The following is a 15,316-nucleotide window of genomic DNA, read 5'->3' as shown; positions in this document are numbered from 1 at the left end:
CTCCCAGCAAAGTCTTCGAGAACTTCTCATATGCATCAAGACAGGGCGGATTAGGCAGAGTGCGGATACTTTGTAAATAACGTGTGCGTGTCTATGAAATCAAAGATAAGGCAAGGAATTACATTCGACAAACATTCCGTGGTACTCATGTATATAACGGTTCCGCAATTTTTTTCATTTTTTCCGTATCAATTGTTCAAAAATAGAGACAGTTTGCCGATATAGAGAGTACAAGGAACATTACAGTTTCTTGGAAATCATATCAGGGAGTGATTGATATGACAATATTCATCGCAGTATTGGAATTCATTGGCGCCATTATTCCTCCGTTGATCGATCTGCTGAAGATGTTCGCAGCTTGACGCGGGCGAGCCGCAAGTTACTCCCACATCGAAGCCCCTGAACTTTGGCAACCATGCCTTGGTTCACGGGCTTTTCCTGCATGCGGTCGCTCCTGTGAAGCCAGGAGTATCGCAAAAAGAGCACATCCTCGGGAAGTGCTCTTCTGCGCTAGTTCTTATTTGCTTCATTGTCCTGCCGTTCCGCGATGATGCGCTCCAGCAGCTTGCGATCCGCTTCGTCGAGCTCGATGGATTCGAGCAGATCCGGACGCCGTTCCACGGTGCGCCGCAAGGACTGCTCTTTGCGCCACTGCTCCACCTTCGCATGATGGCCGCTCACCAGCACGTCCGGCACCGTCCAGCCGCGGAACTCAGCCGGCCGCGTATAATGCGGATATTCCAGCAGGCCGGTGCTGAAAGAATCCGTCACCGCCGAAGACTCATTGCCGAGCACGCCCGGCAGAAGGCGAACGACGGAATCGGTGACGACCATTGCCGGCAGCTCGCCGCCGGTCAGCACATAATCGCCGATCGAGAGCTCGTCGGTAACGAGATGCTCGCGGATTCGCTCATCGTAGCCTTCGTAATGGCCGCAGACTAAAATCAGATGCGATTCCCGCGCCAGCTCCTCCGCCTTCGCCTGGGTGAACGGCTCGCCTTGCGGACACATCAAGATGACCCGCGGGCGCTTACGTTCCTGACGGTTCGGGTCATTCGGCCCGTCCGCTGCCCCGGCTTGCCCTTCCTGCGGAAGCGGCGCCCGCTCCGCCTCCGCCTGCGCGATTACCGCTTCAACGGCCGCGAAGATCGGCTCGGGCTTCAGCACCATGCCCCCGCCGCCGCCGTACGGATAATCGTCCACCGTCTGATGCTTGTTCCCGGAATAATCGCGGAAGTTGACCGCATTCAAGGTGACAAGCCCTTTCTCCTGCGCTTTCCCCAAAATGCTCGAGCGGAACACGCCCTCGCACATCTCCGGAAAGATTGTCAATACATCGATGCGCATTACAGAAGCCCCTCCATCAGATGGACCTTCACCAGCTTGCCGGGAATATCGACATCGAGGATGACATCCGGAATCGCCGGAAGCAGAATCGATTTGCCCTTCGCAGGCTTGACGACCCATACATCGTTCGCTCCGGGGGCCAGAATTTCGCTAATCACGCCCAGTTCCTTCTCTTCGTCGGTGACGACGCGGCAGCCGATAATCTCATGATAGTAGTATTCGTTCTCCGGCAGTTCCTTCTGCTGATCGGCGGTCACATAGAGGCTCCAGCCCTTATAACGCTCCACGTCATTGATGTTGTCGAAATTTTTGAATTTGACAATGTAGACATTTTTCTGCGGCCGCGCGCGTTCCACGGTGACCGTGAGCGACTCCTTCGTCTCCGGGTGCTGCAAAATCAGCTCGCTGCCCGAGGCGAAACGCTCCTCCGGGAAGTCGGTGCTTGCCAATATTTTGGCATCGCCGCGAATACCGTGCGTATTGACCAGCTTGCCGACGGTATACAATTGTTCAGACATCTCGTCTCGATCCTCCTGCTATTACGGGTATGCCTAAAGGTACTTCAACAAGCATTATAAGTGTATCACAACTGCTTCATCTATACGAAAAAGGGTTAGGATCTCATCCTAACCCGATTCGTCATGATTAAGAAATAATGTCTACGGCAACCCTTTTTGGAAGCGTAACGGCTGCCGATGTGACGACCGTGCGAAGCGCCTTGGCAATTCGACCTTGCTTCCCGATTACCTTCCCGACATCGTCAGGATGGACGTGAAGCTCATATACAATGATATGGTCTTTCTCCACGGCCTTCACACGGACCTCCTCCGGATGATCGACCAAAGCGCGTGCGATAACATACACTAACTCTTCCATTCGCGACCCTCCGAACGGTTAGATTACTTCTGGTATTTTTGCTCATGGAACTTCTTCATGACGCCAGCTTGGCTAAGCAAGTTGCGAACGGTGTCAGAAGCTTGTGCCCCTGTTTGCAGCCATTTCAACGCTTTTTCTTCGTCGATGTTAACGACTGCCGGTTGAGCTACCGGATTGTAGTAACCGATTTCCTCGATGAATCGACCATCACGCGGAGAGCGGGAGTCAGATACAACGACACGATAGAACGGAGCTTTATGAGCACCGATACGTTTCAGACGGATACGTACTGCCACGACTTTCACCTCCTTAACGGAATTCGGTTCGTTATGGGGAACCGGCCCTATGCATCAGCGGAAAGGAAATCTCATTCCTTTGCCGGCCTTGCTCTTCAAATTCTTCATCATCTTCGGACCTTTCGGCCCCATCATCTCGGTGAACTGCTTCATCATCCGGCGCATCTCGTCGAACTGCTTAATCAGCCGGTTGACGTCGGCCAGCGATGTTCCGCTGCCTGCAGCGATCCGCTTGCGCCGGCTATGATTGATAAGATCGGGATCTTGCCGCTCCTCATTCGTCATCGAGCGCACAATCGCCTCGATCCGGCCCATCTGGCGTTCATCCACCTTCAGATTGGCCGTCTGCTTCATCTTGTTCATGCCCGGAATCATGTCCAAAATCTGATCGATCGGGCCGAGCTTCTTCACCTGCTGCATCTGCTCCAGGAAATCGTCGAACGTAAATGCGGCATTGCGCATTTTCATCTCCATTTCCTTCGCCTTGTCCGCATCGATGTTCGCCTGCGCCTTCTCGATAAGCGACAGCATGTCCCCCATGCCGAGAATCCGGGAAGCCATCCGCTCCGGATGGAACGGCTCAAGCGCATCGATCTTCTCGCCGAGAGCGGCGAACTTGATCGGACAGCCTGTCACGGCCTTGACCGACAGCGCCGCGCCGCCGCGCGTATCGCCGTCCAGCTTCGTCAGCACGACGCCGGTAAGCGCCAATTGCTGGTTGAAGCTCTCCGCGACATTGACCGCATCCTGACCGGTCATCGCATCGACGACGAGCAGAACTTCGTCCGGATTCACTGTCGCGTGAATCTGCTTCAGTTCCTCCATCAGCGCCTCATCGATATGCAAGCGGCCCGCCGTATCGACGATCACATAGTCGAGATGATTGGCGCGCGCATGCTCCATCGCCTGGCGCGCAATCTCTACCGGACTGACCTGATCGCCCAGGGAGAAGACCGGCACATTAATCTGCGCGCCGAGCACCTCCAGCTGCTTGATGGCGGCTGGCCGATAAATGTCGGCCGCGACCAGCAGCGGCTTATGGTTCTGCTTCTGCAGCAGCTTCGCCAGCTTCCCGGACGTGGTCGTCTTCCCGGCGCCTTGCAAGCCGGCCATCATGATGACCGTCGGCGGCTTGTTCGCCTTGGCCAGCTTGGCGGCCGTTCCGCCCATCAGCTCGGTCAGCTCCTTGTTGACGATGTCAACGATGACCATGCCCGGCGTGAAGCTCTTCATCACTTCCTGGCCGACCGCCTTCTCCTTCACCTTATTGATGAATTCCTTGACGACCTTGAAGTTGACGTCGGCCTCCAGCAGCGCTAGGCGCACCTCGCGCATCGCTTCGTTGACGTCGTCTTCGGTTACTTTCCCTTTGCCGCGCAGCTTGCCGAAGACATTCTGCAGCCGGCTCGTTAGTCCTTCAAATGCCATTCCTATTCACCCCGTTCCCTTAATCCAACGCCTGCAGTTCACGGATAATCTTCTGCAGTTCCGCACGCTGCGGGTCGGGCATACCCAATATCTCATTCAACTCGTCGCGCAGCGCATCCAGCAGCTGCTTCCGGCGTTCATACTTCGCTACCAATCCGAGCTTGCTCTCATAGGAGCCGAGCGTCTGCTCCGCCCGCTTAATATGTTCATACACCGCCTGGCGGCTAATGCCGAATTCAGCGGCGATCTCGCCTAATGAAAAATCGTCTTGAAAATAACATTTCAGGAACGTCTGCTGCTTCTCCGTCAAGAGAGGTTCGTAGAAATCGAACAGCATATTGACGCGGTTCGTCTTCTCCAGAACATGTTCCTCGTTCATCCGGGCCACTCCTTTCGTCAAGGAAAAAACCTTTACAGCCCATCAACGTTCCTAATCATATCCGAATCCGGCGGCCATGTCAAGGGATTAACCTTAACATTCGCACATTTCTTTTTTTGCATATTGACCGTGACGTTACGTCACGCTTTATAGTAAGGCATGAAGGGAGCGATGAAGCAATGGCCTACACCGTAAACGAAGTAGCGAAGCTGTCCGGCGTCACGATTCGGACATTGCGGTATTACGATCAGATCGGACTGCTGAAGCCGGCCTATGTTGGGGACAATGGCTACCGCTATTATGAAAAAGATCAGCTGCGGCGGCTGCAGCATATTTTGTTTTTCCGGGAGCTGGATCTCCCGTTGACGGACATTCAGGCCTTGATGCAGTCGGATAACTTCGATCAAAAAGCAGCCCTCCGGCAGCACCACCAGTTGCTTACCGAGCGAATCGAGCGTCTGCAGCGGCTGGTGGCCACGCTGGATCGCACGATACAAAACACGGAAGGAGAGCAAGCCATGAACGCAGAGCAATGGTTTGACGGATTTGACCGAAGCAAGCAAGAGAAATATGTAGAGGAATTGAAGGAAAGATACGGGGCAGGCGCGGAGCGCGGTATCCGGGAGAGCGAGGAGCGCACCAAGTCCTGGTCGCGCAGCGAATGGCAGGATGTGCAGCAGGAGTCCGAACGCATTCACGAGCGGATCGCCGATCTCATTCGCGAGGGTTGTCCGCCGGATAGCGGCCCGATTCAGGAGGTGATCGCCGAGCACTTCCAATGGGTGAGCCGCTTCTACACCCCGACGCGCGAGGTCTATGCCGGCTTGGGCGAATTGTACGTGGATCACGCCGATTTCCGCAAGCTGTACGACCGCTTCCACCCCGCTCTGGCGGAGACGCTGCGCGACGCCATGCGCATTTATGCCGAGCGCCATCTATAGAATCCGCCTTGCAAGCGACGCCATGCCCCGCAAAAATGCGGCCGGCATGGCGTCCTTTTCTAGTAATAGGCCGCGAGCATTCATCCAAGCAGAACATAGCGGTAAATGCATACAAAATGCAGTCCCGCCCCCGCCAGCACGAACAGATGCCAGATCGTATGGTGATAGGGAAGCTTTTCCCAGACAAAGAAGACAATGCCCGCCGTATAGATGATGCCTCCGCATACAAGCAGGACAAGACCTGCCGGCGGCAGCACGGCGGACAGCTCCGGCCAGGCCGCGACGATGAGCCAGCCCATCGCGAGATAACCGAGCGTCGAAATCCATATGTACCGCCCCGTATAGAATCGCTTCCATATAATGCCGGCAATCGCCGTTCCCCAGATGGCCCCCAGCAGCTTCCAGCCGAATTCATTCCGCATATACACAAGCAGAAACGGCGTGCAGTTCCCGCCAATGAATACGTAAATGGACATATGATCCGCCATCGTCAGCCATGTTTTGCGCTCTCCTTCAGGGGCACTGTGCATGATCGCCGATATGGCGAACATCATTACGAGCGTCAGCCCGTACACGCTCGCGCTGACGATATGCCATACCGTGCCATGGCTGATTCCCGCCTCCGCCAGCAGAGCCAACGCGCCGAGGCTGCATACCATTCCGATGCCGTGCGTATAAGCGCTCGCCCTTTCGTCTCTTCGCTTCATCCGTGCCGGCCGATCCATTATTCGGGTTCCCTCCTTGCCGTGTTCTGCCTGCCGCCCGCATCATCTGGGCGGATTACATTATATGCATGCGGGCAGCGGCTGTGAGGAAGCCTCGGATCGCGCAGCCTCTCCCGCGGCATGCCGTTCACGAGAGGGTCTATCGCTCGGAAAATCGGGTTGTCGCTAACGGTTACCCGTGCCGATCCTTGATGAAGCGAATCGCTTCCCGGGTCTGATCCAGATATTGCACCGTCTCGTCATATTGGCGGGAGGCGACGCACATGAACAACACATCGATGATGTGAAGCTGGGCCAACCGCGAGGACGTCGCGGCGCTGCGGAACGTCGCTTCCTTCGTCGCCGAGATGTACAGGTTGATGCGCGCTTCCGCTGCCACCGGCGAATCCCCGTAATGGGTCAGGCTGACCGTCTGGCCCCCCTTCGCATTGGCCAGCTTCAGCAGATCGACTACTTCCAGGGTCTCCCCGGAATAGGAAATGCCGAACACGACATCCTCTTCCGTCATGTTCGCGATATTCATCGCGGCCACATGCAGATCCGTAAACGCCGTGGCCGGCTTGTTAATCCGGAGAAATTTCTGCTGCGCATCCATGCCGATAATCGACGAGGCCCCCACGCCGAAGAAGTGGATGTTCCGCGCCCGGATGAACAGATCGGCCACCGCGGCCATATCGTGAAGATTGACAATCTCCGATGTCTCCCGCAGCGCCTGAATGCTGTTATTCGTCATGGTCGCCAATACCGTGTCGACCTGCTCGTTCGGCTTGATGTCGCGGTACCCTTCGCTCTCCGACTTATTCAAATCTCCGACGATGCGCAGCTTCAATTCTTGAAAGCCCTTTAACTTCAGCGATTTGCATAAGCGGATGACGGCAGCGCTGCTGGCATTGCATTTCTCTCCCAGCTCGGAAGCGGTCAGCGAGATCGCCTCTTCGGGATGCGCCAAAATATATGACGCGATTTTCTTCTCGGACGGCGGCAGCTTGCCCAGCATATCGGACAGCATGATCAGGCCGCCTTTGGTCGGTGAAGCAAACATGGTTGGTTCCCCCTTTCTTTCTTCCCCTTTCATTCCGCGCGGACCCGCGCTCGGATGCTTGTCCGTGCCTGATATCGCATCCTGTTGTCTTCTATCTTACCGTGCGGCGCGGGCGAACGCCATTCCATTCGTATCTGTCCGGCAGGGAGCAGCGGCGGCGATCGAAGACCGCGTTCGTGATCGAGATCAGGTTCGCCGAGGACAAGACTCAAGTGAAAATAATCTCATAGCGCGATAGCGCGACCGGCAAAAGGACGGACACCCGCAGGGCACCCGCGGGCCCGCCCGTCCTCCGCATGCCCCGGCATGCTGGAGCGGCCAGGGAATTCCGTCCACTATCGTCTCGGGCGAACACTGAGGACCGCCGCGCTTCCCGTGCAGCCAAAAGCGCCCGGCCCTATGAATCCCCGCCCCACGACTTCGCCATCAGATCATAGCACTTCCACGGCCGAAAGCCCAGCTTGACGTAAAAATCGACCAGCTCCGTCCAGTCGATGACGAGATGCTTCATCCCGCGCGACTGCAATTCCGCCACGCCTTCCTCGACCAAGGCCAGGCCGTAGCCTTTGCCGCGATAGCGGCTGTCCACGCCGAGCGGGCCGATTCCGCCGAGCGGCTCCGGAACGAGCGGAGCCCAGTACGTATTCTGGACGATGTACGGAGAAGCTGCATCGTTGACGCGGCAGAAGCCGATCATTTCCCCGCTCTCCGTGAACAGACCTAGAAATTCCCGGCCTTCGCCTCCGCGTTCCCAATAGCACTGCGCCTCATAATACCAGCGCCCGGGGAAGCATCTGCGGAAAAAGCGCAGCATTTCCTCCCGGTCGCCGCCTGTCAGCAGTCTCGCCTCGGCGCCTCCGGAGTAGGCCGGCCGAACGGCCGGTTCCTCCTTGACGCTGGCATACAAATCATGTACCTGATATAAGTGGCGGTAGCCTCTCCGTTCCAGCCATGGGCGGGCCGATGCGAGCGCAGCCGGAACGCCGGGGAAATAATGCCATGGATCGCGTCCCATAAAAACCTTATCCGCCCCGGCCGCCTGCAGCGCTTCTTCCGCCAACGCCAACAGCCGGCTTCCCAGCCCGCGCCCCCTCGCCTCGGAACGGACGACCAGCGCCTGAATCCAGCCCCCGCCTTCCCCCAGCTTCATGCCGCGCTCTTCTTCCTGCCATGCTTTCGCTACGACAAATCCGAGCGGCGTTCCATCCGTGTCATGCGCCAGCCATGAACCCGGAGCATAAACATTGACATCTTCAAACGTATTTTGCCGAAGCAGCTCTTCCCGCATCGGAAAATGTTCGCCCAACTCCCGGTTCCACAAGTCAAGCATCGGAACCAGCCACTCGGCCTGCATTGGAATGACATTCATGCACATTCCTCCCGCCTATAATTTATGATGAAAGATTATCTCAACACTTTTTCCGCAAAATAATCAACGATATGCATAACCTGAATCCGGTCATGCGCTTGCTCCCGCTCCACTCCCGCCTTCATCTGCAGCAGACAGCCCGGATTGCTCGTCAAGATAACCGAAGCCTTCGTATCTTCCACCGCCTCCATTCTGGCATCGAGAATCGCGTTCGCCATCTGCGGCTGGACCAGATTATAAATCCCTGCCGAACCGCAGCAAATTTCCGCCCCTTCCAGTTCCACGAACTTCGTATCCGGCATCATGCGCAGCAATCGGCGCGGACTGTCGCCGGCCCGCATCACATTGCGGAGATGGCAAGAATCCTGATACGTCACCGTGACGGAGGAGCCCGATTCCGCGGCCGATGCTGGCTTGGCCGGAGCCGCCAGAGCGTTCCAACGCCCCGAGCGCAGCAGCAGCTCGCTAATATCCTTCACTTGCTTGGAAAAACGGCGCGCCGGCTCGGCCCATTCCGCTTCCTCCGCCAAGAGATGATCATATTCGATCAGCGTCGCCCCGCATCCGCCCGCATTGGAAGCGATGTAATCCACGTCCGCTTCCCGGAACGCCTTCACATTCTGCATGGCGAACTCCAGCGCCGTCTTCCGGTTGCCGCTGTGGGAGAACAAGGCGCCGCAGCAGGACTGCTCCTCCGGAATGACGACGTCATAGCCGGCCTCTGTCAGCAGACGCACGGTATTCACATTCGTCTCCGTGAACAGCACATCCATGATGCAGCCGCGGAACAGCCCGACCGTGCCGATGCACTCCCCCTTCGCAGGGAACCGATGCCCGCCGGCCCGCTTCACGACGCCTCTGCTGTCGGCTGGAGGCATAATCCGCTCCATCGTCTGCATGTGCTGCGGAAGCCAGCGCAGCATCCGCCCGCGCCGCGCCAGCCGCTGCAGGCCGGTGCGCTGGTACGCTTGCAGGATCGTGCTCATCAGCCGCAAGCGGCGGTGACGCTTGAAGATCGGCTTCGCCAGCTTATGCAGCCGGCGCAGCGGCACCGTCCCGGGCTGCGCCTCCGTATGCTCGAAGAGGACTTCCCGCGTCTGCTCCAGCAGCTGGCCATATTTAACGTCGGAAGGGCATACCGGCTCGCAGGCCCGGCAGCCCAGGCACAGATCCATCTGCTGCTTGAACGCGGCGTCCGGCTCCATCAACCCGTCCGCCACCGCCTTCATGAGGGCGATGCGCCCGCGCGGAGAAGCCGCTTCCAGCCCGGTCTCCTGGAACGTCGGACAGGACGGCTGGCAAAATCCGCAACGCATGCAATTCATCAGTTGCTCGTAATCGAGCATCTGGACCAGCTGCCGCTGCAGTGCGCCCGCCGGACGCTGCCCGCTTCCTTGGCCCTGTATGCCGTTCACGCTGCCGGACATGTTGTTGTGCGTGCCGTTTTGCATGCCAGGATTCATATGACTGCTCATCCTACCGCTCTCGCTCTTGCTATTATTCTCGCTGTGAGACATGCTGACGCTGCTCATCGCGTGATCACCAGCCTTTTGCGGGCGGACTTGGCGAAGATTTTGCCCGGATTCATGATGCCGTTCGGATCGAACGCCTGCTTGATGCCTTTCATGACGGCGATGCCCGCCTCTCCGACCTTCCATTCCAGATAAGGCGCCTTGACCGTGCCGACGCCGTGCTCGCCGGTGATTGTGCCGCCAAGCCGAATCGCCTCCTCGAAAATATCGGCGAACGCCTGCTCCACCCGTTCGATCTCCGCGCCGTCTCTCGCATCCGTCGTGCAGGTCGGATGCAGATTCCCGTCCCCGGCATGGCCGAACGTGCAAATATTCAGCTCGTACTGCGCCGCGATCCGGTTAATGGCCAAAACCATATCGGCGATGCGGGAACGGGGCACCGTCGCATCCTCCAATATCGTCGTCGGCCGGATGCGCGCCAGGGTCGACAGCGCGCTGCGCCTCGCCTTCATCAGCTGCTCCGCCTCATGCTCATCCTGCGCCATATCGATGCGGGCCGCCCCTTCCTCCCGGCATATCGCGGCGATGGCATCCATATCCTTCCCGACGCCAAGCGGCTCCTGACCGTCCTGCTCGATCAAGAGCACCGCTTCCATATCCGTCGGCAGGCCGATATGATTGTATTCCTCCACAACCCGTATCGTCGGCTGATCCATGAACTCCAGCGTCGCGGGAATGATGCCGGCCCCCACGATTCGCGAGACGGAGCGGGCCGCCGCGTAAATATCCTCAAAAGCGACCAGCATCGTCTGTCTCACTCGGGGCGCAGGAACCAGCTTCACCGTCGCCTCCGTCACGATGGCGAGCGTCCCTTCGGACCCGACCAGCAGCTTCGTCAAATCGTAGCCGGCGACGTCCTTGTACAGCTTGCCGCCCGTCCGGATGACCTCGCCGGAAGGAAGAACCGCCTCCAGACCGATGACATAGTCCTTCGTCGTGCCGTACTTCAAGCCGCGCAATCCCCCGGCGCCCTCCATAATGTTGCCGCCCAAGGTCGAGATCACCATGCTGCTCGGATCGGGCGGATAGAACAGACCCTTCTTCTCCACCTCGCGGTGGAACTGCTTCGTATTCAGCCCCGGCTGGAACGTGGCCGTCAGATTGTCGGTGTCCAGTTCGAGCAGCTTGTTCATGCGGGTCATCGCCACGACGATGCCCCCGGATACCGGCACCGTGCCGCCGCATAGATTACTGGCCGCTCCCCGCGGAACAATCGGAATGCGTTGCTCATTCGCAAGACGGAGAATATGCTGCACGTCCTGCGTCGATTCCGGGTAGACGACCGCATCCGGCATCGTCTGAAGCATCGGGGTCGCATCATACGAATGCGTGATAAGCGCTTCCATATCGTCGCGGAATCGCTCCGGGCCCAGCAGCCGCAGCAGCTCTTGCCGCACTTCGTCCAATATCATCGTATTTCCCTCCTGTTGGTGATGTCCTCGAGAGGCATACTGTTCAGATGATCTGATCGCTTCTACCAAATTCATTATGAAATTTTCTTTCAAAAATATAATATGATTTATGATTTAATATATCAGTAACATCGAATAAAGGAAAGACGGTTCATCGAAAAAAGCCGATCCGCGCCACTAAAGTAGAATAATTATTATAAAAAAATAAGTAGCAATATTTTCCCAACATGCTATAATAGGAAAAAATTACGTTAGAACGGAATTCGCCAAGGCGCTCTCCGCTTGGGCGCGAACCGCCAATGCAATGAGGTGTATTGCTTGAATCGTTCCTTCTACTCCCTATTATCAAGCCGATCGTTCGCCAATCTGGCCGGATCGCTCTATATGATGACGTTGATCGCCGCCGTATACCAATTGACCGGTTCGGCGGCCTTCGCCGGAGCAGTCTCCTTCGTCCGCTCCATCGCCGTGCTGTCGAGCAGCTTCTCGCTGCCGTTCTGGTACACGAAGCTGACGGTCGCTAACGTGACACGGCTGTTCCTGCTGCTCCAATGCGCGCTGTCCGCGCTTGTGGCCTTCTCTCTGGCGCCCCTGTCATCGATGCTGCCTACGTCAGCTTTTCTCGGCTATGCGTTCGGCGGCATCGTGCTTATCGGCTATGTCGAAGGCTGCGCCTCCGCAGCGGCCAATGCGCTCTATCCGCGCCTTGTCGAAGAGGACAAGCGGGTGCAGGCCAACAGCCTCGTCTCCACCAGCATGCAGATGCTGTCGCTGCTCGGCTGGACCGCCGGCGGCATTCTCGTCGCCAAGCTCGGCCACTCGCTCGTGCTGCAGCTGTCCTCCGGGCTGCTGCTTCTCGGCTGCCTTTTCCTCGTCCGCCTGTCCCACCGGGAACAGATCGAACGGAAGGCCACAGCATCCCGCTCCATGCTGGCCGGCTGGACCTTCCTGTTCACGCATCCGCAGATGCGGATCATCACGTGGATGGATATCGTCGAAGGCATCGCGGGCGGTATATGGATTGGCGGCGTTACGCTCGTCTTCGCGCAGGAAGTGCTGCAGAAGGATGAAGCGTGGTGGGGCTATATCAATGCCTCCTACTACGCGGGCACCATTATCGGCGGGCTGATTACGCTCAAGCTGTCCGCCCTTATCCACCGCCATCTCGTGGGCGCCATTATCGTCGGCTCCTTCGGCGTGAGCCTGTTCGCCTACGGGTACGCGTTCAATACGCAGGCCTTCATCGCCCTGGCCATCGTCCTGCTGATGGGCCCGTTCTACCAGCTTCGCGATATCGCCCAGCGGACGTATGTCCAGCAGTACACTCCCCTCGACGAGCAGCCGAATGTATTCGCGGCGCAGAGCACGATCAACTATGTTCTGTTCGGGGTATCTGTGCTGTTCGCCGGTACCGTGGCCGATATGTGGGGACCGCAGGCGGTATATATCGTTGGCGGGACGATGTACCTGCTCTCGGCCAGCACAGGGTTTATCTTGAAGAAGAAGCATGCGGCGGCAGAGGGCCATGCTTCCCCTCCGCTCTCTTCCTGAGGAAGCCGCCCGCGCCCGGGCGCTTCCATGCTTCTTTTCCAGAAGCGTCCGTTTTGTGGTACACTATTCTATATCTACTCTTTCCATGACAAAGGGAGTACGCCATGTATCCGGACATTCAACAGTTCAAAGCCGAGTTTTTCAAAGCGTTGGCACACCCCTTGAGAATTAAAATATTGGAGGTTCTGTGCGAGGGCGATAAAACGGTGAACGAAATCCAGTCGATCCTCGGGATCGAAGGATCGGCCGTGTCGCAGCAATTGGCGGTCCTTCGCGGCAAGAACGTCGTCTACGGCGTTAAGGACGGAACCTCGGTTATTTATTCTCTGCGCGATCCGATGATTAAGGATTTGCTCCAGGTGGCGAAGCGCATCTTCGACAATCATCTTGTCAACTCGATTTCGATGCTGCAAAACATCAAAAAGCAAGAATCTTCATAAAAGAGAGGGATTCGAGTAACAGACTCGGGTTTCCTCTCTTTTCCCTTTCTGGCCGCCATACACGGCGCTACACCGGCTTTGACAGAAGCGGAAATGACAGATATGATTTTTTATATATTCAAATAATCAGATATTTAGAAATGGTGGGAAAGTGAATGAAGCCGTTGTTGCGCGGACGGTATGCCGGATATACCGTGCAGTCATTGAAGCAAGATATCATTTCCGGAAGTATTGTCGGCATTGTCGCCATTCCGTTAGGGATGGCGTTTGCCATTGCTTCGGGCGTCAAGCCGGAGTACGGACTCTATACGACGATCGTGGCGGGCCTGCTGATTTCGCTGCTGGGCGGTTCGCGCTTCCAGATCGGGGGGCCGACGGGCGCGTTCATTCCGATTTTGTTCGCTATCGTCCTGCAGTATGGCTACGAAAATCTGCTCATCGCCGGCTTCATGGCTGGACTCATGCTCGTGCTGATGGGGCTGTTCCGCTTCGGAGCCGTCATCCGCTTCATCCCGCGGCCGGTCACGATCGGCTTCACCTCCGGGATCGCGGTCATCATCTTTACCGGGCAGATCGCCGATTTCCTCGGCGTGCACGTCGACAAGCAGGGCAGCTTCATCGCCGATATGCGCGCCCTTATCCTGAAGCTGCCGTCGCTCAATTTATATAGTATATTGACCGCCGCTATCTGTCTTGGCGTCCTGCTGATCACGCCGAGATGGCTGCCCCGCATTCCCGGCTCCCTGATCGGGCTGCTCATCTCCAGCTTGGCTGCCGCCTGGTTCTTCCCGGGCCAGGTCGCCACGATCGGGTCGACCTTCGGCGCTATTCCGGGCGGCGTGCCCGAATTCCGGGTGCCGGCGATCAGTTGGGATCGCATCGTCCATCTGCTGCAGCCCGCCTTCGTGATTGCGATGCTCGGCGGCATCGAATCGCTTCTGTCGGCCGTCGTCGCCGACGGCATGACGGGCGATCGGCACAACAGCAACCGCGAGCTCGTCGGCCAGGGAGTCGCCAACATGATCGCGCCGCTGTTCGGCGGGATTCCCGCGACCGGAGCAATCGCCCGAACGGCGACCAATATCCGGAACGGAGCCGTATCTCCCGTGTCAGGCGTCGTGCATGCGCTTGTCGTGCTGCTTGTGCTGCTGTTCTTCGCGCCGTACGCCTCGAATATTCCGCTCGCCGCCATGGCGCCGATTCTGATGGTTGTCGCCTGGAATATGAGCGAGCGCAAAGCTTTTCTGCACATTTTGCGGACACGGACCGCCGATTCGCTTATTTTGGCCGTCACCTTTCTGCTGACCGTCTTCTTCAATCTGACGGTGGCGGTCCAGGCCGGGCTCGTGCTGGCCGTCGTACTGTTCGTGAAGCGGATGAGCGAAGGCGTCAAGGTCGCCAAAGTGCTGCCCGATCCGGCAGATCGGAAGGCCAAGGTCTCTTCCCGGATCGTGAGGGACGGGCAGCATTGCCCGCAAATCAGCATGTTCACGGTCGAAGGGCCGCTATTCTTCGGAGCGGCTCAGTCCTTCGAGCAATCGCTGGCCGATCAGTCCGCAGACACTCCGCTCGTCCTGATTCTTCGCATGGGCCGCGTCCCGTACATGGACACGACCGCCGAAGCGAATCTGTCCGCTCTCGTCGGCCGCGTTCAGCGCCAAGGCGGCATCGTGCTCGTGACCGGCATCCATGACCAGCCGCGGACGCTCCTGTCCCGGACGGGACTGGCCGATCATATCGGGGCCGACCATTTCTTCGATCGGACGGGCGCCGCCATCGACTATGCCCTGACGCGCATCAGTACGGCGCGCTGTCAAGGGTGCAGGCATTTCGCGTTCCGGGAATGCGCCGTCTTGTCCGGGGCCGGCTCGTCCCCGGACCAACCATGCTCGGTCCGGACACGGGAGACCGTCCGCGCGTGAGCGGCATAGGTACCACCGGTCCATAGCCCCTGTCAGGGCGGACCGGTGGTCTTTTC

The 15,316-nt window shown here is 57.8% G+C and carries 15 protein-coding genes; 4 read left to right on the top strand and 11 right to left on the bottom strand.

The annotated features are described in order from the left end of the window. Nucleotides 1–510 precede the first annotated feature (510 nt). The 6 genes from trmD to L6439_RS09800 form a co-directional block, all read right to left on the bottom strand. Nucleotides 511–1,347, bottom strand: coding sequence for a tRNA (guanosine(37)-N1)-methyltransferase TrmD (gene trmD, locus L6439_RS09825; RefSeq protein WP_168182980.1), 837 nt, complete (start codon nt 1,345–1,347; stop codon nt 511–513). After that, nucleotides 1,347–1,865 carry a ribosome maturation factor RimM gene (gene rimM / locus L6439_RS09820; protein WP_168182981.1) on the bottom strand — a complete coding sequence of 173 codons (519 nt, stop codon included), beginning with the start codon at nt 1,863–1,865 and terminating at the stop codon, nt 1,347–1,349. The genes trmD and rimM overlap by 1 nt, the downstream gene beginning before the upstream one ends. Before the next feature lie 127 nt (nt 1,866–1,992). Continuing rightward, the gene (locus L6439_RS09815; RefSeq protein WP_168182982.1) at nt 1,993–2,223 is read right to left on the bottom strand and encodes a KH domain-containing protein; all 231 of its coding nucleotides are present in this window, start codon (nt 2,221–2,223) and stop codon (nt 1,993–1,995) included. A gap of 23 nt (nt 2,224–2,246) precedes the next feature. Further along, nucleotides 2,247–2,519 carry a 30S ribosomal protein S16 gene (rpsP, locus tag L6439_RS09810; protein ID WP_006676643.1) on the bottom strand — a complete coding sequence of 91 codons (273 nt, stop codon included), beginning with the start codon at nt 2,517–2,519 and terminating at the stop codon, nt 2,247–2,249. A gap of 54 nt (nt 2,520–2,573) precedes the next feature. After that, the gene (gene ffh, locus L6439_RS09805) at nt 2,574–3,947 is read right to left on the bottom strand and encodes a signal recognition particle protein (RefSeq protein WP_168182983.1); all 1,374 of its coding nucleotides are present in this window, start codon (nt 3,945–3,947) and stop codon (nt 2,574–2,576) included. Between the two features lie 19 nt (nt 3,948–3,966). Beyond that, nucleotides 3,967–4,326 carry a putative DNA-binding protein gene (locus L6439_RS09800; RefSeq protein WP_168182984.1) on the bottom strand — a complete coding sequence of 120 codons (360 nt, stop codon included), beginning with the start codon at nt 4,324–4,326 and terminating at the stop codon, nt 3,967–3,969. A gap of 179 nt (nt 4,327–4,505) precedes the next feature. Here L6439_RS09800 and L6439_RS09795 point away from each other — a divergent pair, with 179 nt between their 5' ends. Beyond that, entirely contained in the window at nt 4,506–5,267 is a 762-nt protein-coding gene (locus tag L6439_RS09795) for a MerR family transcriptional regulator (protein ID WP_213470288.1), read from the top strand. Between the two features lie 80 nt (nt 5,268–5,347). On the opposite strand, the gene trhA is transcribed toward L6439_RS09795, so the two are convergent. The 5 genes from trhA to L6439_RS09770 form a co-directional block, all read right to left on the bottom strand. Next, on the bottom strand, nt 5,348–5,992 hold the full coding sequence (trhA, locus tag L6439_RS09790; RefSeq protein WP_210429672.1) for a PAQR family membrane homeostasis protein TrhA: 645 nt from the start codon (nt 5,990–5,992) through the stop codon (nt 5,348–5,350). 172 nt (nt 5,993–6,164) lie between these two features. Next, nucleotides 6,165–7,034: a MurR/RpiR family transcriptional regulator gene (locus tag L6439_RS09785; protein ID WP_168182986.1), complete on the bottom strand. Its 870-nt coding sequence runs from the start codon at nt 7,032–7,034 to the stop codon at nt 6,165–6,167. A gap of 397 nt (nt 7,035–7,431) precedes the next feature. Beyond that, complete coding sequence (locus L6439_RS09780) at nt 7,432–8,403, bottom strand: GNAT family N-acetyltransferase (RefSeq protein WP_213470286.1); 972 nt, start codon at nt 8,401–8,403, stop codon at nt 7,432–7,434. A gap of 35 nt (nt 8,404–8,438) precedes the next feature. Then, a complete protein-coding gene (locus L6439_RS09775; RefSeq protein WP_420540589.1) occupies nt 8,439–9,830 on the bottom strand; it encodes a (Fe-S)-binding protein in 1,392 nt (463 codons plus the stop codon). Nucleotides 9,831–9,931: 101 nt separating this feature from the next. Continuing rightward, nucleotides 9,932–11,347 (bottom strand): FAD-binding oxidoreductase, encoded by a 1,416-nt coding sequence (locus tag L6439_RS09770; RefSeq protein ID WP_213470284.1) that lies wholly within the window; start codon nt 11,345–11,347, stop codon nt 9,932–9,934. A 318-nt stretch (nt 11,348–11,665) separates the two neighbouring features. On the opposite strand from L6439_RS09770, the gene L6439_RS09765 reads away from it, so the two are divergent. From L6439_RS09765 to L6439_RS09755, 3 genes are all read left to right on the top strand, one after another. Next, nucleotides 11,666–12,898 (top strand): MFS transporter, encoded by a 1,233-nt coding sequence (locus L6439_RS09765; protein WP_213470283.1) that lies wholly within the window; start codon nt 11,666–11,668, stop codon nt 12,896–12,898. Nucleotides 12,899–13,002: 104 nt separating this feature from the next. After that, entirely contained in the window at nt 13,003–13,338 is a 336-nt protein-coding gene (locus L6439_RS09760; RefSeq protein WP_006676633.1) for an ArsR/SmtB family transcription factor, read from the top strand. Nucleotides 13,339–13,493: 155 nt separating this feature from the next. Next, complete coding sequence (locus L6439_RS09755; protein ID WP_213470282.1) at nt 13,494–15,260, top strand: SulP family inorganic anion transporter; 1,767 nt, start codon at nt 13,494–13,496, stop codon at nt 15,258–15,260. Nucleotides 15,261–15,316: the final 56 nt, after the last annotated feature.

The sequence above is a fragment of the Paenibacillus dendritiformis genome, assembly GCF_021654795.1.
Taxonomy (GTDB): Bacteria; Bacillota; Bacilli; order Paenibacillales; family Paenibacillaceae; genus Paenibacillus_B.
This window is presented reverse-complemented; position numbering and strand designations above follow the sequence as displayed.

Bases quoted from the DNA above. Each gene is read 5' to 3' on its own strand.
- L6439_RS09755 (WP_213470282.1), top strand. From the start codon at position 13,494: ATGAAGCCGTTGTTGCGCGGACGGTATGCCGGATATACCGTGCAGTCA.
- L6439_RS09775 (WP_420540589.1), bottom strand. From the start codon at position 9,830: ATGTCCGGCAGCGTGAACGGCATACAGGGCCAAGGAAGCGGGCAGCGT.
- L6439_RS09770 (WP_213470284.1), bottom strand. From the start codon at position 11,347: ATGATATTGGACGAAGTGCGGCAAGAGCTGCTGCGGCTGCTGGGCCCG.
- L6439_RS09800 (WP_168182984.1), bottom strand. From the start codon at position 4,326: ATGAACGAGGAACATGTTCTGGAGAAGACGAACCGCGTCAATATGCTG.
- trhA (WP_210429672.1), bottom strand. From the start codon at position 5,992: ATGGATCGGCCGGCACGGATGAAGCGAAGAGACGAAAGGGCGAGCGCT.
- L6439_RS09780 (WP_213470286.1), bottom strand. From the start codon at position 8,403: ATGAATGTCATTCCAATGCAGGCCGAGTGGCTGGTTCCGATGCTTGAC.
- rimM (WP_168182981.1), bottom strand. From the start codon at position 1,865: ATGTCTGAACAATTGTATACCGTCGGCAAGCTGGTCAATACGCACGGT.
- L6439_RS09760 (WP_006676633.1), top strand. From the start codon at position 13,003: ATGTATCCGGACATTCAACAGTTCAAAGCCGAGTTTTTCAAAGCGTTG.
- L6439_RS09795 (WP_213470288.1), top strand. From the start codon at position 4,506: ATGGCCTACACCGTAAACGAAGTAGCGAAGCTGTCCGGCGTCACGATT.
- trmD (WP_168182980.1), bottom strand. From the start codon at position 1,347: ATGCGCATCGATGTATTGACAATCTTTCCGGAGATGTGCGAGGGCGTG.
- L6439_RS09785 (WP_168182986.1), bottom strand. From the start codon at position 7,034: ATGTTTGCTTCACCGACCAAAGGCGGCCTGATCATGCTGTCCGATATG.
- ffh (WP_168182983.1), bottom strand. From the start codon at position 3,947: ATGGCATTTGAAGGACTAACGAGCCGGCTGCAGAATGTCTTCGGCAAG.
- L6439_RS09815 (WP_168182982.1), bottom strand. From the start codon at position 2,223: ATGGAAGAGTTAGTGTATGTTATCGCACGCGCTTTGGTCGATCATCCG.